Below are 21,416 nucleotides of genomic sequence, written 5' to 3'. Positions count from 1 at the left end.
AAAAACACACCACCTACAATCTCGTGATGTGATAACCGAACATTTTCTAATGGCTTTGGAGAAAACATCATGTTCAACAAACTGACCCTGTCTGCGCTGATTGCCCCTCTTTCTCTCTCGGTCGTCTTCGCCTGCCAGGCGGAAGCCGCGGGCTTTGATGCCGGACAAATAAAACAGATTAACGCGGGCGTGCTGAACGTCGGCTATGTCGATCTCGGCCCGAAAGACGGGCAACCGGTAATTCTGCTGCACGGCTGGCCCTACGACATCAACAGCTTTGATACGGTAGCGCCTGAGCTGGCAAAGCAGGGCTACCGGGTTATCGTGCCAAATCTGCGCGGCTTCGGCAGCACCCAGTTCCTTTCCCCTTCCACTCCTCGTAATGGTGAACCGGCGGCGCTGGCTCAGGATACCGTTGCGCTAATGGATGCGTTGCATATCAAACAGGCCATTTTCGCTGGCTACGACTGGGGCGCACGCACGGCGGATATCGTAGCGGCGCTGCACCCTGAACGGGTGAAAGCGCTGGTGTCGGTCAGCGGCTATCTGATTAGTAGCCAGGAAGCAGGGAAAAAACCGCTGCCGCCGCAGGCCGAGCTGCAATGGTGGTATCAGTTCTATTTCGCGACTCCACGCGGCGCGGCAGGATATGAGAAAAACACCCATGACTTCGCCAGACTGATCTGGCAGCAGGCTTCGCCGGGCTGGAAGTTCAGCGATGAGACCTTTAACACCAGCGCCAAATCACTGGATAACCCGGACCACGTTGCGATTACCCTGAGCAACTATCGCTGGCGCCAGGGGCTGGAAAACGGCGAGCAGAAGTACGCGGCTGATGAGAAAAAACTGGCTGCGCTGCCGAATATCACCGTGCCAACCATCACCATTGAAGGCGACAACAACGGCGCACCACATCCTGCACCGGCGGCCTATGCGGCGAAATTTACCGGCAAATATGAACACCGAACCTTCAGTGGAAACATCGGCCATAACCCACCGCAAGAAGCGCCAGAGGCGTTTGTGAAGGCAGTGGTAGATGCCGGTAAGTTGTAGTAAAAAAAGAAAAACATAGCCGTTCACTGCCGGGCGGCTATGCTAGTTTTAGCCTTCACTTTTAGCGCCGGGAGCCCCAGGTGGAACATATCGATCATATTCTCGTGGTGGACGACGACCGCGATATTCGCGAGCTAATCGTCAGCTATCTGGAAAAATCCGGCTACCGGGCCAGCGGCGCGGCCAACGGCAAGGAGATGCGTTCCGTTCTGGATAAGCAGCACGTCGATTTAGTGGTGCTGGACGTGATGATGCCCGGCGACGACGGGCTGACGCTCTGCCGCCAGCTGCGCAGCGATAAGCACAAAGATCTGCCTATTTTAATGCTGACCGCCAGAAACGAAGACAGCGACCGGATCCTCGGCCTCGAAATGGGCGCGGACGACTACGTGGTAAAACCTTTTGTCGCCCGAGAACTGCTGGCGCGGATCAAGGCGATCCTTCGTCGCTTCCGCGCGTTACCCCCCAATTTGCAGGTGACCGAAGCGGGCAGGATCATCGCTTTTGGCGAGTGGCAGCTTGATACTTCGGCCCGGCATCTGATTGATTTACAAGGCACGATCGTTGCCCTGAGCGGGGCGGAATATCGCCTGCTGCGCGTGTTTTTGGATCACCCGCAGCGCGTTTTGACGCGCGATCAGCTGCTGAACCTGACTCAAGGCCGCGATGCAGAGCTATTCGAGCGCTCGATCGATTTACTGGTCAGCCGCGTCCGCCAGCGCTTAAATGAGGATGCCCGCACCCCGGCCTACATCAAAACCGTGCGTAGCGAAGGCTATGTGCTTTCCGTTCCCGTGACGATCGTCGAGGCGCGAGAATGAGGCTTTGGCCCCGAACTCTGCTTTCCCGGCTGTTTCTCATCATTCTCGTCGGCCTGTTTCTGGCTAACGGCCTGACCCTGGCGCTAACCACGCTCGAGAGAATGAACAGCGCCCGCAGCGTGATGCTGGATAACCTGCAAAACAACGTTGCCACCAGCGTCGCGATCCTCGACAAGCTGCCGCCCAATGAGCGACCGGCCTGGCTGGACCGGCTCGCCCGGGAAAATTACCACTACATTCTTGGGCCAGGGACACCGGGCAAACCACCCACCGACGAACGTTCTAAAGACGCTATTGCATCTCTGAACGAGGCGCTGGGCGAGCATTATCAGCTCGATTTCACCTCCATTCCCGGTATGCGCTCCCATATTCAGGCGCATTTGACGCTGGCCGACGGCTCGCCGCTGACCATCGACCTTACGCCGCGTATGCCGCCGATTGAAACCTGGCTGCCGGTGGTGATTGCCATCCAGCTTGTCCTGCTGGCGCTTTGCGCGTGGTTTGCCGTGCGCCAGGTGGTGTTGCCGTTTACCCGTTTTACCCGCGCCGTTGAAGCGCTGGAACCCGCCAGCTCAAGCCCCGTGGACATGCAGGAAAGCGGCCCGCTGGAAGTGGAACACGCGGCCAAAGCGTTTAACGCGATGCAGGCCAGAATCCAGGGGCACCTGAAAGAACGCACGCAAATTCTGGCCTCCATTTCGCATGACTTACAGACGCCGATTACCCGCATGAAGCTGCGCCTGGAAATGAGCGACGAGCCGGAACTGCGCGACAAACTAATGCAGGATCTGGACAACATGACGCATCTCGTCCGCGAGGGCATCGCTTATGCAAGGTCGTCGGAAAGTCTGGAAGAGGCTCCCCAGCGGATTGAGTTGAGGGCGTTTGTGGACAGCATTGCCTGCGATTATCAGGACGTTGGCAAAGCCGTGACGTTTGCCGCGCCGGAAGTGTCACTCCAGCTTTCGACCCGCCCCCAGGCGCTGCGCCGTATTCTGACCAACCTGCTGGATAATGCGCTGAAGTTCGGCACCGCCGCTGAAGTCAGCCTGACGGCGGGAGCCAGCCAGGTCACGCTGGCAGTGTGCGATAACGGGCCGGGGATCCCCGAGGAGGAGCTGGACGCCGTGTTGCAGCCTTTTTACCGCGTGGAAAGTTCCAGAAATCGCGACACCGGCGGCACCGGGCTTGGGCTGGCGATAGCCGCCCAGCTTGTCGGCCAGTTAGGGGGGAAATTAACGCTGACTAACCGGCCACAGGGCGGTTTGCAGGCCTGCATCACGCTGCCTGTAGCCTGATTGTATCGCTCTGTATGCCGCCGAGTCGCCGACAAACAAACTGACAATCAGGACGGTTTTCCCACACATCACGAACACATCAGGCGGGTTAAATACCCCGAAATCATCCTGTAACCGTGAGGTGTGTTATGCCCGTTCTGATTGCCTTTCTTGGCGGTATGCTCAGTTTATTAAGCCCCTGTACGCTGCCCGTTATTCCTTTGCTTTTCGCTGCATTTCGCGGCAAAAATAGCCAAATCATCGCCCTGCTTGCCGGCATGGTGGCCATGTTCACCGCCGTAGCTTTGCTGGTCGGCGCTGCCGGAGAGTGGATCGTGCGCGCCACGCTGGCTGGCCGCTGGGTAGCGCTGGGGATGCTGGCGCTTGCCGCGCTCACGCTCATCTTCCCCGCGCTTGCCGAACGGCTGATGCGCCCGGCGGTGCAGGTGGGGAATGCCATCAACAACCAAAGCTACCGCACTCGCGGCACGCTGTCGGCTTTTCTGGCCGGACTGGCGGTGGGGCTGCTTTGGTCGCCCTGCGCGGGGCCGATTTTGGGGGCCATTCTCGGCCTCGGCTTGTCCGGCTCTTCGGCTGTCACCACCGGCCTGCTGCTGGCGGCCTACGGCAGCGGCTGCGCGCTGATGCTGGCGCTGCTGTGGTTCTGCGGTCACCGGCTGCTGGCTCGCCTGCGTGAAAAAATGGCACTGATGGCCCAGCTTCGTCGCGCGGCTGGCGTGGCTATGCTTGCCACGGTGGCGTTTATCGCCTCCGGCACCACGGCGGTGCTGCAAAACGCCAACGGTTTCGGCGCGAAGCTGGAGCAGCGCCTGCTGGCCTTCTCCCCCACCACCACGCCAGCGCCTAAGCTGCAGCCTATTGTGGATCCCGCGCCCACCAGTGCAATGCCGCCGCTTTCCGGGGGAACCGCATGGATCAATAGCCCGCCGCTGACGCCAGAGGCGCTGAAAGGCAAAGTCGTGCTGATCGATTTTTGGACCTTCGATTGCATTAACTGCCAGCACGCGCTGCCGCACGTCCGGGAATGGGCCAACAAGTATAAAGATCAGGGCCTGGTGGTGATTGGCGTGCATACGCCGGAGTACCCGTGGGAGAAAGATCTGGATTCGGTGAAAAAGGCAGTAGCCAAGTGGCAGCTGCCGTACCCGGTCGTCACCGACAATAACTACCAGATCTGGAATGCCTTCGGAAACCAGTACTGGCCAGCGCATTATTACTTCGACGCTCGCGGACAACTGCGCAATGTCTCTTTCGGCGAGGGGAATTACGAGCAGCAGGAGCAGGTTATTCAGAAGCTGCTGAAGGAGGCTCGCGCCTGATTTTGCTTTCGGGGAGGCGGGAATATGACTCTCATCACATTCGCCGCACTCCCCTTTTCCCTTTTGCCCTGCGACGGCTAAATTAGAACTCATCCGACCACATAACAATAATGTTACAAATTGGGATTTATTATGAGCTACTCGTCGCTGCTTGCCCCGCTGGATCTTGGCTTCACCACTTTGAAAAACCGCGTGCTGATGGGCTCGATGCACACCGGGCTGGAAGAGCTGCCGGACGGCGCTGAGCGCCTTGCCGCCTTCTATGCCGAGCGCGCCCGGCACGGCGTGGCGCTGATTGTCACCGGCGGGATCGCCCCGTCGGCCTCCGGGGTGACCGTTGCCCACGGCGCGGTGCTGAACGACAAAAGCCAGCTGGCGCATCACCAGATTGTGACCGGGGCGGTGCACCGCGAAGGCGGCAAGATTGCCCTGCAGATCCTGCACACCGGGCGCTACAGCTACCAGCCTAAGCTGGTCGCTCCGTCGGCCATTCAGGCGCCGATCAACCCGTTTAAACCCCACGAGCTCAGCCACGAAGAAGTGTTAACGCTGATTGAGGACTTTGCCCACTGCGCCAGCCTGGCGCGTGAAGCCGGGTATGACGGCGTGGAGATCATGGGCTCGGAAGGCTACCTGATTAACCAGTTTTTGGCCGCCCGCACCAACCAGCGCGACGATGAATGGGGCGGAGACTACGAACGCAGAATGCGTTTTGCCGTTGAAGTCGTGCGTACTGTGAGAGAACGCGTTGGCAAAGAATTTATTATTATTTACCGCCTGTCGCTGCTCGACCTCGTCGAAGGCGGCGGCAACTTTGAGCAGGCCGTCACCCTCGCCAAAGCGATAGAAAAAGCGGGTGCGACGCTGATTAATACCGGTATCGGCTGGCACGAAGCCCGTATTCCTACCATCGCGACCTCCGTGCCACGCGGCGCTTTTAGCTGGGTAACCAAAAAACTGAGAGGCCATGTCGCGCTGCCGCTGGTGACCACCAACCGAATCAACACCCCGGAAACCGCCGAGCAGATCCTGGCCGACGGCGATGCGGATATGGTGTCGATGGCGCGCCCTTTCCTGGCTGACGCCGAGTTTGTTTCTAAGGCCGCTGCGAATCGCGCCGATGAAATCAATACCTGCATCGGCTGCAATCAGGCCTGTCTGGATCAGATCTTCGTGGGTAAAGTCACCTCTTGCCTCGTCAACCCGCGCGCCTGCCATGAAACCAAAATGCCGGTTGTGCCTGTTTCACAACCGAAGCGCCTTGCGGTGGTAGGTGCTGGCCCCGCCGGACTGGCCTTTGCGGTCAACGCCGCCGGGCGCGGCCATTGCGTCACGCTGTTTGACGCTGCGGCGGAGATTGGCGGGCAGTTTAATATCGCCAAACAGATCCCCGGCAAAGAGGAGTTTTTCGAAACGCTGCGCTACTACCGCCGAAAGCTGGCCCTCACCGGCGTGGACGTTCGCCTGAATCAGTACGTTACCCCGGAGATGCTGTCCGACTATGACGAAGTTATTCTGGCCTGCGGGATTGAGCCGCGCCTGCCGGGAATTGACGGCATCGGGCATCCGAAGGTGCTGAGCTATGTCGATGTGCTGCGCGACAAAGCGCCGGTGGGCAAACGCGTGGCGGTGATTGGTGCGGGCGGCATCGGGTTTGATACTTCGATGTACCTGAGCCAGGAAGGGGCATCCACCAGCCAAAGCATCGCCGAGTTCTGCGTGGAATGGGGGATTGATACCAGCCTGCAAACGTCAGGCGGCCTGCGCCCGGAAGGGCCTCATCTGCACAAAAGCCCGCGCAGTATCTTCCTGCTGCAGCGTAAAACCAGCAAACCGGGCGAAGGCCTGGGCAAAACGACGGGCTGGATCCACCGCACTACGCTTGCCGCGCGAGGCGTGAAAATGCTGGCTGGCGTGAGCTACGAGCGTATTGACGATGCCGGGCTGCATATCACCGTCGGCGGGGAGCCACAGCTGTTGGAAGTGGATAACGTGATTATTTGTGCCGGGCAGAATCCGCGCCGCGAGCTGGCTGAGCCTTTACAGGCGATGGGTAAAGCCGTGCATTTAATTGGCGGGGCCGATGTGGCAATGGAGCTGGATGCCCGGCGCGCAATTGCGCAGGGCACCCGTTTAGCGCTGGAGATTTAGCGGCGACGACCTAACTTCACCGCTTTCAGCACCACGAACTTGTTGTTCGTTGCCACCGTGGTGCAGTTGCCGAAGATCTTCTTCAGCTTGCGGAAGTAGTCGAGGTGGCGGTTGGCCACAATGTACAGCTCGCCGTTGATTTTCAGGCAGCGGCGAGCATGGTGGAACATTTCCCACGCGATCTGATCCGTCAGGGCATGCTGCTGGTGGAACGGCGGGTTGCACAGTACGGCGTTAAAGCGGAAAGGCTCCACGCCGGACAGCGCGTTGTTGATCATAAACTCACAGCGGTCGATATCGCCCGGCAGGTTGGTTTCAACGTTCAGGCGCGCGGAAGCCACCGCCATCGGCGATTCATCCACAAACACCACCTGCGCCAGCGGGTTTTTCTCCAGCAGCGTCAGGCCAATCACGCCGTTACCGCAGCCCAGATCGACAATCTCGCCTTCCAGGTCCGACGGCAAACTTTCGAGGAAGAAACGCGCGCCGATATCCAGCCCGGTGCGGGAGAAGACGTTGGCGTGGTTGTGAATCGTCCACTCGGTGCCCTCCAGCTTCCAGCTCAGCGTTTCCGGCACATCTGCCAGCTCTGGTTGGGTGAAGGTCGGGTTAATCAGACGCGCTTTTTTCCACGCCAGCGTGGTCGTGGTTGGCCCTAAAATTTTTTCAAACAGCTCCAGCGTGGAGTTGTGAATGTCCCGCGCTTTCGCACCCGCAATAATGCGGGTTTCCGGCGTTACGACTTTGCGCAGCGCACGCAGCTGCTGCTCAAGCAGGGCCAGCGTCTTAGGAATTTTAATCAGCACCAGCCCCGGCGCCTGCGGGTAAGCCGCGGTGCTGTCGAGGAAGGTGACGCTGTTTTCCGGGATGTCGTTCTCGCGCAGGTTTTCACGCGTGGCCAGCTCGCTTAAGTATGAGTCGCCAATGCTGTAAGGCTTGTGTTCAGCCAGCACGCAGGCCAGCGCGCCGAACGTGTCGTTAAAAACAAGAACGGGGCCGACTGGCTCAAGTTCGTCTACCTGCTGCAACAGGTAGTCATCTGCCGCTTCCCACGCCTGCAGCGGGTTTACGTCGTCCGTTTCCGGAAAACGCTTCAGCGTCAGTGAACGAAAACCGTTGTCTAATTGGCTCATCGGCCCTCCTGGATGGTAAAGTTTGGTGATATCCCCATAGCGGGGGCGAGAGTATACCTTTTTTTCCTTCAACCTGAGACAAGCATGAGCGAACTGATTTATTTAAGCGGCTATCCGGAGCATTTGCTCTCGCAGGTGCGCACCCTGATTAGCGAGCAGCGCCTCGGCGCGGTGCTGGAAAAACGCTACCCGCAGGGGCACAACATCGCGACCGATAAAGCGCTTTATGCTTACACTCAGGAGTTGAAAAGCCAGTTTCTGCGCAATGCGCCCCCGATAAATAAAGTCGCCTATGACAACAAGATCCACGTGCTGAACAACGCGCTGGGGCTGCATACCGCGATTTCCCGCGTGCAGGGCAACAAATTAAAAGCTAAGGCGGAAATTCGCGTGGCGACCGTATTTCGCTCCGCCCCTGAAGCTTTTTTACGCATGATTGTGGTTCACGAACTGGCGCATCTTAAGGAGAAGGATCACAACAAAGCTTTTTACTCCTTGTGCTGTCATATGGAACCGCAGTATCACCAGTTAGAATTCGATACACGACTTTGGCTTACCCAGCTGGCGCTGAGCGGCGCGGCTTGATAAAGCCCCGATTTATTGACTATCGACTTCCGGAGAACGCCCCCGTTTATGATACGTTTCGCTGTGATTGGAACCAACTGGATCACCCGCCAGTTCGTAGATGCCGCCCATGAGAGCGGCAAATTTAAGCTGACTGCGGTGTACTCCCGCAGCCTCGAACAGGCGCAAAGCTTCGCCAACGATTACCCGGTGGAGCATCTGTTTACTTCGCTGGATGAGCTGGCGCAGAGCGATGCGATCGACGCGGTGTATATCGCCAGCCCTAACTCGCTGCACGGCCCGCAGAGCCTGCTGTTCCTGAGCCACAAAAAACACGTTATTTGCGAGAAGCCGCTGGCGTCTAATCTGGCCGAAGTTGAAGCGGCCATCGCCTGCGCCCGCGAAAATCAGGTGGTGCTGTTCGAGGCGTTTAAAACCGCCAGCCTGCCGAACTTTATTGCCCTGCAGCAGGCGCTGCCGAAGGTGGGGAAAATTCGCAAGGTGCTGCTCAACTACTGCCAGTACTCTTCCCGCTACCAGCGCTACCTCGACGGTGAAAACCCGAACACCTTTAATCCGGCATTTTCTAACGGCTCGATCATGGACATCGGTTTCTACGTGCTGGCCTCAGCGGCGGCATTGTGGGGCGAGCCGCAAGCCGTTCACGCCACCGCTTCCCTGCTGGACAGCGGCGTAGACGCACACGGCACCGTGCAGCTGAACTACGGTGATTTTGACGTTACCCTGCTGCATTCCAAAGTGAGCGACTCGACGATCCCAAGCGAAATTCAGGGCGAAGCCGGATCGCTGGTGATCGAAAAAATCTCTGAATGCCAGCGGGTGACGTTTATCCCACGCGGCGGCAAACCGCAGGATCTGAGCCTGCCGCAGCATATCAACACCATGCTTTACGAAGCGGAGACGTTCGCGCGCCTGGTGGAAGAGAATGAGGTTAATCACGCCGGACTGGTAACATCGCGCATTACGTCGGCACTGGCGACCGAGATTCGCCGCCAGACCGGGGTGAAGTTCCCGGCGGACGACGTGGACCAGCAGGCCACGGCGTAAAGTATTTCATATAAAAGTGGGTATCAAATATTGACCAAAGCCATGGCTTGTCATATTTTGTTACCTGCAAAGGGGAGTAACTTCATTGCCGGTTAATCGTCATTACGATGCGCAAGCATCCGGTTGCCGGGCGACGTGAAAACGTCGTAAGTGAGACCTTGCCGGAAGGCGAGATCCCTGTTGCAAGCGAAAGCGGCTGGCGTCTTCTGATGTTGGCCGTTTTTGTTTTCAAGGAATCTTATTATGCATACTGTCGGTACTCCGCTGCTCTGGGGCAGCTTCGCCGTCGTGGTCGCCATCATGCTGGCGATCGATCTGCTGGTTCAGGGCCGTCGCGGCTCGCACACCATGTCGATGAAACAGGCGGCCGTCTGGTCGCTGGTCTGGGTCTCACTTTCCCTGCTGTTTAACCTCGCTTTCTGGTGGTATCTCAGCGGCACCGCTGGCCGTGAAGTCGCCGATACTCAGGCGCTGGCCTTCCTCACCGGTTATCTGATTGAAAAAGCGCTGGCGGTCGATAACGTCTTCGTCTGGCTGATGCTGTTCAGCTACTTTGCCGTGCCTGCTGCGCTGCAGCGGCGTGTGCTGGTATACGGCGTGCTGGGCGCAATAATCCTCAGGACCATCATGATCTTCGGCGGCAGTTGGCTGATTACCCAGTTCGAATGGCTGCTGTATGTGTTCGGCGCTTTCCTGCTCTTCACCGGTGTGAAAATGGCGCTGGCAAAAGAGGACGATAGCGGCATCGGCGATAAACCGCTGGTTCGCTGGCTGCGCAGTCATCTGCGCATGACGGACAAAATTGAGAACGAGCGCTTCTTCGTGCGCCAGAACGGCCTCCTGTACGCCACTCCCCTGCTGCTGGTGCTGATTCTGGTCGAGCTGAGCGACGTGATTTTCGCGGTAGATAGCATTCCGGCGATTTTCGCGGTCACCACCGACCCGTTTATCGTGCTGACATCTAACCTGTTCGCGATCCTCGGCCTGCGCGCCATGTACTTCCTGCTGGCAGGCGTGGCAGAGCGTTTCTCGATGCTGAAATATGGCCTGTCGGTGATCCTGGTGTTTATCGGTATCAAGATGCTGATCGTTGATTTCTACCATATTCCTGTCGCCGTTTCGCTCGGCGTAGTGGGTGGGATTCTGGCGGGAACGCTGATTATCAATGCGTGGGTCAACCACCGTAACGACCAAAAGACGCCGGTCAAATAGACCAGCTTCTCATCACAAATTAAGGGGCGTAATGCCCCTTTTTCATTCTGGCAATCCGCTATCGCATCAAACTGCTGAATATGTGACGCACATGTTAATAATTAGTTGCAAAATCTAACGCTGAGCGCAATTCCAGCTTGAAATGCTTTTTCCCTCACCGCTTTTCCTTATACTCACCGGGCAAACACATTTTCTTACAACCGCACAGACGTAGCGCACTACGCACGCGGCACAGCACGACATCACTGAAACACAGGAAGGTATTCATGAGTTCGCAAGCTTCTGGACTACTGCAGCGCTTTGCCCGCGGCAGCCTCGTAAAACAAATTCTCGTTGGCCTGGTGCTGGGTATTCTGCTCGCGCTGGTCTCAAAACCTGCCGCTATCGCAACCGGCCTGCTCGGCACGCTGTTCGTCGGCGCATTGAAAGCCGTGGCGCCGGTGCTGGTGCTCACGCTGGTGATGGCTTCCATCGCGAATCATCAGCAGGGCCAAAAAACCAATATTCGCCCTATCCTGGTGCTCTATTTACTGGGCACCTTCTCCGCCGCGCTGACCGCCGTTGTCGTTAGCTTTATGTTCCCCTCCACGCTCCATCTGACCAGCAGCGCCACGGACATTACGCCGCCATCCGGGATCGTCGAGGTGGTTCACGGTTTACTGATGAGCGTGATTGCCAACCCGATACACGCCCTGCTGAACGCTAACTACATCGGTATTCTGGTGTGGGCGGTCGGCCTGGGATTTGCGCTGCGCCACGGAAACGAAACGACCAAAAATCTGGTGAACGACCTGTCTGACGCGGTGACGTTTATCGTGAAGGTGGTGATCCGCTTCGCCCCTATTGGGATCTTTGGCCTGGTCGCCTCCACGCTTGCCACCACCGGTTTCTCCACGCTCTGGAGCTATGCCCAGCTACTGCTGGTGCTGATGGGCTGTATGTTTGGCGTGGCGCTGATCATCAACCCGCTGCTGGTGTTTATGACCACTCGCCGTAACCCGTATCCGCTGGTGCTGGCCTGCCTGCGCGAAAGCGGGGTGACCGCGTTCTTTACCCGCAGCTCGGCGGCGAATATTCCGGTTAACATGAACATGTGCCAGAAGATGAACCTGGATCGCGATACTTATTCGGTGTCGATTCCTCTGGGGGCAACGATCAATATGGCCGGGGCGGCCATCACGATTACGGTACTGACGCTGGCGGCAGTGCATACGCTGGGCGTGCCTGTGGATCTACCGACCGCGCTGCTGCTGAGCGTGGTGGCTTCACTTTGCGCCTGCGGGGCTTCCGGCGTGGCGGGCGGTTCGCTGCTGCTGATCCCACTGGCCTGCGGCATGTTTGGCATACCGAACGAGATTGCCATGCAGGTGGTGGCGGTCGGCTTTATCATCGGCGTATTGCAGGATTCCTGCGAAACCGCGTTGAACTCTTCTACCGACGTTATCTTTACTGCCGCCGTTTGCCAGGCAGAAGATGCTCGTCTGGCGAAGGCAGATTTGTTACGCGGCTAATATCAACGAGCCATGCTGGGTGTTCGGCACTGACTTAAACCGCAGCATCGCTTCTGGTTTTCCCCTCACCCTAACCCTCTCCCTACAAGGGAGAGGGGATAGATTGTGGACTGCTCTACCCTATTAGAGGGGATAGATTGCGGACTGCTCTACCCTATTAAGTGTTTTTCTCCTCACCGCTGGGGAGAAGGCACTCATAGCGTGACGCCGCTTTTAAACAGCGCCAGCTCGCGAAAATCATTTTTCTCGTTGCAGGTTGGCGCGCCGTTCACTTTCTCAACTATCGTCTCAATAAACTGCGCCAGCAGCTCGGGCATCGTACTGCCATGCAGCAGCCTGCCTGCGTCAAAGTCTATCCAGTGCGGTTTTTTCGCGGCCAGTTCGCTGTTAGTGGCGATTTTTAGCGTCGGCACAAAGCCGCCGTAGGGCGTCCCTCGCCCGGTACTGAACAACACCATATGGCAGCCAGCTCCCGCCAGCGCGCTGGTGGCGACCGCGTCGTTACCCGGCGCACTCAGCAAGTTTAAGCCAGCCTGTTTTAGCCTTTCTCCATAGCGAAGAACATCGACCACCTGGCTTTCACCGGCTTTTTGCGTACAGCCGAGGGATTTCTCCTCAAGCGTGGTGATCCCGCCCGCTTTATTCCCCGGCGACGGATTCTCGTAGATGGGCTGCTGGTGTGCAATGAAGTAGCGTTTGAAGTCGTTGACCATCGCCACGGTTTTCTCAAACGTGGCTTCGTCCCGGCAATGGCTCATCAACAGCCGTTCCGCGCCGAACATTTCCGGCACTTCCGTCAGTACCGTGGTGCCGCCGTTCGCCACCATATAGTCCGAGAACCGGCCCAGCATCGGGTTGGCGGTAATACCGGAGAGGCCGTCCGAACCGCCGCATTCCAGCCCGAATTTCAGCTCGCTCAGTTTACCCGGTTCGCGCCTGTCGTGGCGCATGACCTCATACAAAGCGTGGAGATGCTCCAGCCCCGCTTCAACCTCATCGTCCTGCTGCTGAAGCGCCATGAAATGAACGCGTTCTGGGTCGTATTCACCTAAGGTTTCGCGGAAAGCAGCGATCTGATTGTTCTCGCAGCCCAGCCCCACCACCAGCACCGCGCCCGCGTTTGGGTGATGCACCATGTTTTGCAGCATGGTGCGGGTGTTGAGATGGTCGTCCCCCAGTTGGGAGCAGCCAAACTGATGGCTGAACAGCCAGGCACCGTCGATATCCGGGGCGTTATTGGTTTCCTGCAGGAAACGGCTCAGCATCTGGCGAGCCATGCCGTTCACGCAGCCAACAGTCGGCAGGATCCATAGCTCGTTACGAACGCCGACCGCGCCGTTGCTGCGGCGATAGATGTTGACGTTCCGGTCGCCAAAAGGCTCCGCCGCTGGCACAACTTCCGGCTGATAGCGGTATTCATCGACGTCATTAAGGTTGGTGCGCAGGTTATGGGAATGCAGATGCTCACCTGCGGCGACATGGCAAAGTGCGTGACCAATAGGCAAGCCGTACTTCACGACGTTTGCCCCTTCGGCAATTGGCTGGAGCGCAAACTTATGGCCGCGCGCGATCGGCTGGCGCAGCCTGAAAGCTTCCGGCGGAGTACCTATCTCTTCGCCTTCCGGCAGGTCCACCAACGCGACAGCAACGTTATCCAGCGCATGGATCCTGATATATCGCATCGCGGCCTCAGTTCAGCTCAATGGCAAAGTAGTCGCGGGCGTTGTTGAAACAGATGTTTTTCACCATCTCCCCCAGCAGCGGCATATCTTCAGGCACTTCCCCCGCCTGGACCCAGTGGCCAAGCATGCGGCACAGAATACGGCGGAAGTATTCGTGGCGCGTGTAGGAGAGGAAACTGCGGCTGTCGGTTAGCATACCAACGAAGCGGCTCAGCAGCCCAAGCTGGGCAAGCTGGGTCATCTGCCGCTCCATGCCGTCTTTCTGATCGTTAAACCACCAGCCGGAGCCGAACTGCATTTTGCCTGGCATCCCTTCTCCCTGGAAGTTACCGACCATCGTGCCAATCACCTCGTTATCCCGAGGATTGAGGCAGTAGAGAATAGTTTTCGGCAGCAGGTTTTCTTCATTTTGCTTACTTAACAGTTTCGACAGCGGCTCGGCCAGCGGGCGATCGTTTATCGAATCAAAGCCTACATCCGGCCCCAGCAGGCGGAACTGCCGCTGGTTATTGTTGCGCAGCGCGCCGATATGGTACTGCTGCACCCAGCCGCGACGGGCGTATTCCGTGCCAAGCCAGGCCAGCACCGCCGTTTTAAATTGCGCGACTTCGGTGTCGTTAACCGCGCCGCCAGCCAGACGACGGGCAAGAATAGCATCCAGCGTGGCTTCATCCGCTTCGGCAAAGACCACCACGTCCAGCGCGTGATCGGCGACCTTACAGCCGTGGGCAGCAAAATGATCGAGTCTTTTGCTCAGCGCCGCCTGGAGGTCGCTAAAGCGACGAATATCGGTGTCGGACACGGCGGCCAGCGTCGAAATGTAGTCGGTAAACGTCGCCTGTTCGATATTAAAGGCTTTGTCCGGCCGCCAGCTCGGCAGCACTTTGATATCGAAGCTGCCATCTTTGGCCACGGTGGCGTGGTGCACCAGAGAATCCACCGGATCGTCAGTGGTGCCGACCATTTTCACGTTCATCTGCTGCATGATGCCTCTGGCGGTGAACGAATCCTGCTCCAGCAAGGCGTTACACTGCTGCCAGATGTCTTCCGCCGTTGCCGGCGAGAGCAGTTTGCCGGTAATACCAAACGGGCGGCGCAGCTCCAGATGCGTCCAGTGATAGAGCGGATTGCCGAGGGTATGCGGCACGGTGGCGGCCCAGGCATCAAACTTTTCGCGGTCGCTGGCATCGCCGGTACACAGCCGCTCAGCCACGCCATTAGTTCGCATTGCTCGCCACTTGTAGTGATCCCCTTTCAGCCAGATGTCATACAGGTTTTTAAAGCGATAGTTGTCCGCTATTTGCTGCGGCGGCAGGTGGCAGTGGTAATCAAAAATGGGCTGCGATTTCGCGTAGTCATGGTACAAGCGGCGGGCGAATTCAGTATCAAGAAGAAAGTCTTCAGTCATAAAGGGGGTCATAAGAGATATCCTCTGCAGATAACGGTGCTATGCATTCGCATCATGATGGCACGAAGTTATCACACCAATTTCCCTGCAACGACCTCAATTTTGCGTCAATGGTCACAAAACAAACACATAATTTCCGTCTTTATGTGCATAAAACGGACTAAATCCCGCGCCGATACTGACCTGAGAGCAAGGTATAGCCCAACATTACGCGAAAATGCTTTTGTGATATCACTCAACTTATAAAGATGTATGACAAGTTATCGTTCAAACCGTCGCAGTACCTCTTGCCGGGCAACGCTTGCCCCGGCCCATGGGTGACAAGAGCAGGAACGGAGCCGATTTATCGGGAACAACGTTCACAATAAAGACGGGATGGGGTTAGAAATGCGAAAAATAAAAGGTTTACGCTGGTACATGATAGCGCTGGTGACGCTGGGCACCGTGCTGGGCTATCTGACCCGCAACACGGTGGCCGTCGCGGCGCCCACGCTGATGAGCGAACTGAATATCACCACGCAGCAATACTCGTGGATCATCGCCGCCTATTCGGCTTGTTATACCGTTATGCAGCCCGTCGCGGGCTATCTGCTCGACGTGCTGGGCACCAAAGTGGGCTACGCGGTGTTCGCCGTCGCCTGGGCTATTTTCTGTGGAGCAACCGCGCTGGCGGGCAGTTGGGGCGGTCTCGCACTTGCCCGTGGCGCAGTCGGTGCCGCCGAAGCGGCGATGATCCCCGCAGGATTAAAGGCCAGCAGCGAGTGGTTCCCCGCCAAAGAACGCTCTATTGCGGTGGGCTACTTCAACGTCGGCTCTTCCATTGGGGCAATGATTGCCCCGCCGCTGGTGGTCTGGGCCATTGTGATGCACAGCTGGCAGATGGCGTTCATGATAACCGGCGCACTGAGCTTTATCTGGGCCATGATCTGGCTGTGGTTCTACAAAAACCCCCGCGACCAGAAAAAACTCACCAGCGAAGAGCGTGAGTACATCATTAGCGGCCAGGAAGCCCAGCACCAGACCGATAACACGAAAAAGATGTCGGCGTGGAAAATCCTGCGTAACCGCCAGTTCTGGGGCATCGCCCTGCCACGCTTCCTGGCCGAACCCGCGTGGGGCACATTCAATGCCTGGATCCCGCTGTTCATGTTTAAGGCCTACGGCTTCAACCTGAAAGAAATCGCGATGTTCGCGTGGATGCCCATGCTGTTTGCCGACTTTGGCTGCATTCTTGGGGGCTATTTACCGCCGCTGTTCCAGCGTTGGTTTGGCGTTAACCTGATTGTTTCTCGCAAGCTGGTGGTCACTATGGGGGCCATCCTGATGATTGGGCCTGGCACGATAGGCCTGTTTACCAGCCCTTACGTGGCGATTGCCTTGCTCTGCGTGGGTGGATTTGCTCATCAGGCGCTGTCCGGGGCGTTAATCACCCTGTCGTCCGACGTTTTTGGCCGGAACGAAGTCGCCACGGCGAACGGCCTGACGGGCATGGCAGCCTGGACCGCCAGCACATTGTTTGCCCTGGTCGTCGGCGCGTTGGCCGACACAATGGGATTCAGTCCGCTTTTCGCGGCGCTTGCCGTGTTCGATCTCCTCGGCGCGATTGTTATCTGGACGGTGCTGAAAAACCAGTCTGCCAGCGAACTCGCAGCCACTGCTCCCGCCCCGGAGGCCGTGACACAGTCTTGATGTAAAAACCGCCGCCTTCGGGCGGCAATTCTCACGTTGGTTGCTAGAGCGTCACCGGGAAAAGTGGTATAACAAATTTATTCACGTACAGCCCTCTTCCGGAGCAACTTATGGATGCCGTAGAACCCCGCCGCCTTTATCAGCAGCTTGCCGCCGAATTAAAACAACGCATTGAAACCGGTGTTTATCAGGTCGGGGAAAAACTGCCTGCGGAGCGGTTTATCGCCGAAGAGAAAAACGTCAGCCGCACCGTCGTCCGCGAAGCAATCATCATGCTGGAAGTGGAAGGCTACGTTGAGGTTCGCAAGGGCTCGGGCATTCACGTCATGTCTAACCAGGCAAAATACATGACCGTGCCGGATGAGCGTTTTGAGTTTGCCAATTATGGCCCCTTCGAGCTGCTGCAGGCGAGGCAGCTTATTGAAAGTAATATCGCGGAGTTCGCCGCCACCCAGGTCACCAAGCAAGATATTGTGAAACTGATGGAGATCCAGGAAAAAGCGCGAAAAGAGCAAACTTACCGTGATTCTGAGTGGGATCTGCAGTTTCACGTCCAGGTTGCACTGGCTACGCAAAACGGCGCGCTGGCGACCATCGTCGAAAAAATGTGGAGTCACCGCATCCACAACCCGTACTGGAAGAAACTGCACGAACACATCGATATGCGCCCGGTAGACAACTGGTGTGATGATCACGATCAGATTCTTAAAGCTCTGATTCGTAAAGATCCACATGCGGCAAAACTGGCGATGTGGCAGCATCTGGAAAACACCCGTCAAATGCTGTTTAACGCCACCAGCGATGATTTTGAATTCAATGCCGACCGCTATTTCTTTGCAGAAAACCCGGTCATTCACCTTGATACAGCCGCAAACGGTCAAAAATAGTCATTTTTCCGGTCGAGGGTAAGCAAACCATAAATAGTGTCAGCGTTTGTAAATACCCTCGCCAGCCTCTCCCCCAGTAAGCAAAATCATTCCTCAACAAACTGCAAATACTGTGACGTATAACGCGTAGTTTTGTTACAATTAGATGCAATTTCACCGCCTGTGTGGGCTCAGCGCCATCCCGCTGTCGTTTCACGTGATATTAGTCAGACACCGCAGCACAGGCAGTGGGTTGTTGTCAGCAAATAAGAATAAAAACCATGCTGCATTCTGCTCATCCGTTTCACCGGCGGCCTAAACGAAGTGCCAGGAACCCTGAATGGAACTACTGACTCAACTGCTTTCCGCTCTCTGGAGCCAGGATTTTGAAACGCTTGCCAATCCATCGATGATTGGCATGCTCTATTTTGTGCTGTTCATGATTATATTTCTTGAGAACGGCATACTTCCGGCTGCGTTCTTACCCGGCGACAGCCTGCTGGTACTGGTCGGGGTACTGATCGCCAAAGGGGCGATGGGTTTCCCGGAAACGCTGGCGCTGTTGACCATAGCCGCGAGCCTCGGCAGCTGGCTGGGCTATATCCAGGGGCGCTGGTTGGGAAATACCCGTATTGTACAAAACTGGCTGTCACACCTGCCGGCCCATTATCACCAGCGCTCACATCAGCTTTTCCATAAGCACGGGCTGTCTGCGCTGCTCATTGGCCGCTTTATTGCTTTTGTTCGTACCCTGCTGCCAACTATTGCCGGATTATCAGGTCTTAGTAGCGCACGTTTTCAGTTCTTCAACTGGATGAGCGGCCTGCTGTGGATATTGATTCTGACCACCCTGGGTTATCTGCTGGGCAAAACGCCTGTCTTCCTGAAGTACGAAGACGCCCTGATGTCATGCCTGATGCTGATCCCGGTGGTGCTTCTGGTCATCGGTCTGGTCGGTTCGTTAATCGTGCTTTGGCGTAAAAAACGCGGCCAGAGCAGTTAGAGGGATTCGATGAAATTAGCGTTCACACGCCGCCTGAAGGCGGCGCTGCTTGTTGGGGCCCTGGCGATTGCATCGCTGATGGTGTGGTCCGGCATGCAGAATAAGGATTCCACCCTCGAAATTCGTGCCTCGCGGCAGGGCGGGAGTATTCCCGATGGCTTTTATGTCTGGCACCACCTGGATGCCAACGGTATCCGCTTTAAAAGCATTACGCCGCTCAATAACACGCTATTGGTTACGTTTGATTCCAGCGCGCAGAGTGAGGCGGCGAAAGAAGTCCTCAACCGCACGCTGCCTCAGGGGTATGTCATTGCCCAGCAGGACGGCGATAAAGACGCGCTAGCCTGGCTCTCTATTCTGCGCCCTGACCACAACCACCTCGGCTGACCCCTTCTTTCAGTCTGAATTTGCTATCATCTTCTAGGTTTTTAGCAGATTCATGACTATGCTTTAGCTGTTTTTACTACGCTTTATCTGCGCTTTTTCGACACTCTGGAACGACGCATGGAGTATGATCGTCTGATACTTTTATGATTCGTCTTACAATGGAAGGTTTAACCATGAATTACCGCACCGTACTGGCTCTTGCTTTACTCACGCTAACCTCTGCCGCACAGGCAAATACCTTGTGCAACGAGAAAGAGCAGGATATTCAACGCGAGATTGGCTATGCGGAAAAACATAATAATCAGCACCGTATTGATGGCCTGAAAAAGGCCCTGAGTGAAGTACGCACCAACTGCAGCGACACTAGCCTGCGTGCGGAGCACCAAAAGAAGATAGCCAAACAAAAAGCGGAAATCGAAGAGCGTAAAGCCGATCTCATCGAAGCCCGTCAGAAGGGTGACCCGGACAAAATCACCAAACGCGAGAAGAAACTTGCGGAAGCAGAAGATAGCCTCAAAGCTTTAGAGAAGCGTGATTACTGATTGTGTAGTCGCAGACTTTAAGGATCCATCTCAAACACTCGGAGAGAACTATGTCAAAAGATACTACGTCAGAACATTTACGCGCTGAGTTGAAATCCCTGGCAGATACGCTTGAAGAAGTCCTGAGTGCGTCCACGGACAAGTCAAAAACTGAACTGGACAAACTGCGTGCCAAAGCGGAAAAAACGCTAAAAGAGAGCCGGGATCGCCTGGGTGAAACCAGCGAAGCCATCGCCAAACAGACCCGTGAAGCGGCTGCCAAAGCGGATGATTATGTTCGCGAGAACCCTTGGACCGGTGTAGGCATTGGTGCGGCGGTAGGCGTCGTGCTGGGTGTGCTGCTGGCACGTCGCTAAGATGGCGGATTCTCACCAAAGCCAGGGGCCGGGCAAAAGCGTACTCGGCGTTGGCCAGCGGCTGGTGACGATTCTGGTCGGCATGGTCGAAACGCGCGTGCGTCTTGCCGTCGTCGAACTGGAAGAGGAAAAAGCGCACATCGTTCAGCTGCTGCTGATGCTGGGGCTGACCATGCTGTTCGCTGCCTTTGGCTTAATGAGCCTGATGGTGCTGATTATCTGGGCCGTTGATCCGCAGTATCGTCTTAACGCCATGATTGCTACCACCGTCGTCCTGCTGTCGCTGGCATTGATCGGCGGTATCTGGACGCTGCGGAAGTCCCGTCAATCAACCCTGCTGCGCCACACCCGGCGCGAGCTGGAAAACGACAGGGCCCTGCTGGAAGAGGATAAGCGATGAGCGATGCCGAACGTGATAAACGTAAAGCCTATCTGCTCAGCCAGGTTCAGCAGCAACGGCTCGATCTCAGCGCCGCAAAACGCGACTGGCTGCAGGTCACCAGCCCCTACGATCGCGGCTGGAACACCTTAGTCAGCCTGCGTAGCTACGCGATGATCGCCAGCAGCGTGTTGGCAATCTGGACGGTGAAGCACCCAGGTAAGTTCATGCGCTGGGCCAAACGAGGATTTGGCGCCTGGAGCACCTGGCGGCTGATTCGTAACACGCTTAACACGCCCTCGCGCTAAACTTAAACACCGCCTCTGGCGGTGTTTTTATTTCTGCCCCTTCTCTTCCATACCTCGTATTTTTACTTTCCTGACTTAGTTTCCTCAGGATATTTGAAGAACTTAGACAGTTTTCCTTGCTAACAATCTTTTTTCACCCCGTCTATTATCCTCCCCATCGACAGCAAACATCGGTAATCACTGGAGTTTGCACACCTTTTAAGCCCTGGCCGAGAACGCCGGAAAAAAAGAACCGCTGGAGAGAAAAATGAAAAAATTAGAAGATGTTGGCGTACTGGTTGCTCGTATTCTGATGCCAATCCTGTTTATTACCGCTGGCTGGGGCAAAATCACCGGTTATGCAGGCACACAGCAGTACATGGAAGCCATGGGCGTGCCGGGTGCGCTGCTGCCGCTGACCATTCTGCTTGAGTTCGGCGGCGGTCTGGCTATTCTGTTCGGCTTCCTGACCCGTACAACCGCGCTGATCACTGCGCTGTTTACCGTGCTGACCGCGTTCCTGTTCCACAGCAACTTTGCTGAAGGCGTGAACTCTATTATGTTCATGAAAAACTTCACCATCGCAGGTGGCTACCTGTTGCTGGCGGTCTTCGGCCCAGGCGCAATCAGCCTTGACCGCGTCCTGAATAAAAAATGGTAAGCGTTCTATACTGATGAACACCGAGA

The 21,416-nt window shown here is 56.6% G+C and carries 21 protein-coding genes; 18 read left to right on the top strand and 3 right to left on the bottom strand.

Going from position 1 to position 21,416, the window contains the following annotated elements; translation table 11 throughout:
• Window positions 1-69: 69 nt before the first annotated feature.
• The 5 genes from AAIE02_RS16835 to AAIE02_RS16815 all read left to right on the top strand — a co-directional run bounded on the left by AAIE02_RS16835 (window position 70) and on the right by AAIE02_RS16815 (window position 6,642).
• Entirely contained in the window at window positions 70-1,053 is a 984-nt protein-coding gene (locus tag AAIE02_RS16835; protein ID WP_498532918.1) for an alpha/beta fold hydrolase, read from the top strand.
• An 80-nt stretch (window positions 1,054-1,133) separates the two neighbouring features.
• Window positions 1,134-1,874, top strand: a complete 741-nt coding sequence (locus AAIE02_RS16830; protein ID WP_008460492.1) for a response regulator — start codon at window positions 1,134-1,136, stop codon at window positions 1,872-1,874.
• Window positions 1,871-3,172 carry a sensor histidine kinase gene (locus AAIE02_RS16825; protein ID WP_498532917.1) on the top strand — a complete coding sequence of 434 codons (1,302 nt, stop codon included), beginning with the start codon at window positions 1,871-1,873 and terminating at the stop codon, window positions 3,170-3,172. The genes AAIE02_RS16830 and AAIE02_RS16825 overlap by 4 nt, the downstream gene beginning before the upstream one ends.
• 128 nt (window positions 3,173-3,300) lie before the next feature.
• Window positions 3,301-4,491, top strand: a complete 1,191-nt coding sequence (locus tag AAIE02_RS16820) for a cytochrome c biogenesis protein DipZ (RefSeq protein ID WP_498532916.1) — start codon at window positions 3,301-3,303, stop codon at window positions 4,489-4,491.
• 132 nt (window positions 4,492-4,623) lie between these two features.
• A complete protein-coding gene (locus AAIE02_RS16815; protein ID WP_498532915.1) occupies window positions 4,624-6,642 on the top strand; it encodes an oxidoreductase in 2,019 nt (672 codons plus the stop codon).
• Here the strand turns inward: AAIE02_RS16815 and rlmG are convergent.
• Complete coding sequence (gene rlmG, locus AAIE02_RS16810) at window positions 6,639-7,775, bottom strand: 23S rRNA (guanine(1835)-N(2))-methyltransferase RlmG (protein WP_008460487.1); 1,137 nt, start codon at window positions 7,773-7,775, stop codon at window positions 6,639-6,641. The two genes, AAIE02_RS16815 and rlmG, sit on opposite strands and share 4 nt — an antisense overlap.
• Window positions 7,776-7,859: 84 nt before the next feature.
• Here rlmG and AAIE02_RS16805 point away from each other — a divergent pair, with 84 nt between their 5' ends.
• From AAIE02_RS16805 to sstT, 4 genes are all read left to right on the top strand, one after another.
• Window positions 7,860-8,360 (top strand): M48 metallopeptidase family protein, encoded by a 501-nt coding sequence (locus AAIE02_RS16805; protein WP_008460485.1) that lies wholly within the window; start codon window positions 7,860-7,862, stop codon window positions 8,358-8,360.
• A 48-nt stretch (window positions 8,361-8,408) separates the two neighbouring features.
• Window positions 8,409-9,407: a Gfo/Idh/MocA family protein gene (locus AAIE02_RS16800; protein ID WP_166993369.1), complete on the top strand. Its 999-nt coding sequence runs from the start codon at window positions 8,409-8,411 to the stop codon at window positions 9,405-9,407.
• A 243-nt stretch (window positions 9,408-9,650) separates the two neighbouring features.
• Window positions 9,651-10,619, top strand: a complete 969-nt coding sequence (locus tag AAIE02_RS16795) for a TerC/Alx family metal homeostasis membrane protein (protein ID WP_166993367.1) — start codon at window positions 9,651-9,653, stop codon at window positions 10,617-10,619.
• A gap of 266 nt (window positions 10,620-10,885) precedes the next feature.
• Complete coding sequence (gene sstT / locus AAIE02_RS16790) at window positions 10,886-12,130, top strand: serine/threonine transporter SstT (protein WP_166993365.1); 1,245 nt, start codon at window positions 10,886-10,888, stop codon at window positions 12,128-12,130.
• A gap of 194 nt (window positions 12,131-12,324) precedes the next feature.
• Here the strand turns inward: sstT and AAIE02_RS16785 are convergent, their stop codons facing one another.
• The gene (locus tag AAIE02_RS16785) at window positions 12,325-13,812 is read right to left on the bottom strand and encodes a UxaA family hydrolase (RefSeq protein WP_166877170.1); all 1,488 of its coding nucleotides are present in this window, start codon (window positions 13,810-13,812) and stop codon (window positions 12,325-12,327) included.
• 7 nt (window positions 13,813-13,819) lie between these two features.
• Window positions 13,820-15,232 (bottom strand): glucuronate isomerase, encoded by a 1,413-nt coding sequence (gene uxaC / locus AAIE02_RS16780; protein WP_498532914.1) that lies wholly within the window; start codon window positions 15,230-15,232, stop codon window positions 13,820-13,822.
• A 375-nt stretch (window positions 15,233-15,607) separates the two neighbouring features.
• On the opposite strand from uxaC, the gene AAIE02_RS16775 reads away from it, so the two are divergent.
• The 9 genes from AAIE02_RS16775 (at window position 15,608) to AAIE02_RS16735 (ending at window position 21,390) form a co-directional block, all read left to right on the top strand.
• On the top strand, window positions 15,608-16,909 hold the full coding sequence (locus AAIE02_RS16775; RefSeq protein ID WP_166877176.1) for an MFS transporter: 1,302 nt from the start codon (window positions 15,608-15,610) through the stop codon (window positions 16,907-16,909).
• A gap of 110 nt (window positions 16,910-17,019) precedes the next feature.
• Window positions 17,020-17,796, top strand: a complete 777-nt coding sequence (gene exuR, locus AAIE02_RS16770; RefSeq protein ID WP_039299895.1) for a transcriptional regulator ExuR — start codon at window positions 17,020-17,022, stop codon at window positions 17,794-17,796.
• Window positions 17,797-18,115: 319 nt separating this feature from the next.
• A complete protein-coding gene (yqjA, locus tag AAIE02_RS16765) occupies window positions 18,116-18,778 on the top strand; it encodes a DedA family general envelope maintenance protein YqjA (RefSeq protein ID WP_008460467.1) in 663 nt (220 codons plus the stop codon).
• A gap of 9 nt (window positions 18,779-18,787) precedes the next feature.
• Entirely contained in the window at window positions 18,788-19,165 is a 378-nt protein-coding gene (mzrA, locus tag AAIE02_RS16760) for an EnvZ/OmpR regulon moderator MzrA (RefSeq protein WP_166867124.1), read from the top strand.
• Window positions 19,166-19,338: 173 nt separating this feature from the next.
• Window positions 19,339-19,707 (top strand): DUF1090 domain-containing protein, encoded by a 369-nt coding sequence (locus AAIE02_RS16755; protein WP_008460462.1) that lies wholly within the window; start codon window positions 19,339-19,341, stop codon window positions 19,705-19,707.
• A 50-nt stretch (window positions 19,708-19,757) separates the two neighbouring features.
• Window positions 19,758-20,063, top strand: a complete 306-nt coding sequence (locus AAIE02_RS16750) for an ElaB/YgaM/YqjD family protein (protein WP_008460461.1) — start codon at window positions 19,758-19,760, stop codon at window positions 20,061-20,063.
• Between the two features lies 1 nt (window position 20,064).
• Window positions 20,065-20,463 (top strand): phage holin family protein, encoded by a 399-nt coding sequence (locus tag AAIE02_RS16745; protein ID WP_008460458.1) that lies wholly within the window; start codon window positions 20,065-20,067, stop codon window positions 20,461-20,463.
• Entirely contained in the window at window positions 20,460-20,750 is a 291-nt protein-coding gene (locus AAIE02_RS16740; protein WP_008460455.1) for a YqjK-like family protein, read from the top strand. Before AAIE02_RS16745 ends, AAIE02_RS16740 begins: the two co-directional genes overlap by 4 nt.
• Before the next feature lie 247 nt (window positions 20,751-20,997).
• Complete coding sequence (locus AAIE02_RS16735) at window positions 20,998-21,390, top strand: DoxX family protein (RefSeq protein WP_038476076.1); 393 nt, start codon at window positions 20,998-21,000, stop codon at window positions 21,388-21,390.
• Window positions 21,391-21,416: the final 26 nt, after the last annotated feature.

The organism is Cedecea sp. Ae19-4 (assembly GCF_059801165.1).
The sequence above is the reverse complement of the archived record's forward strand: the minus strand, read 5'-3'. Positions and strand labels throughout refer to the sequence as shown.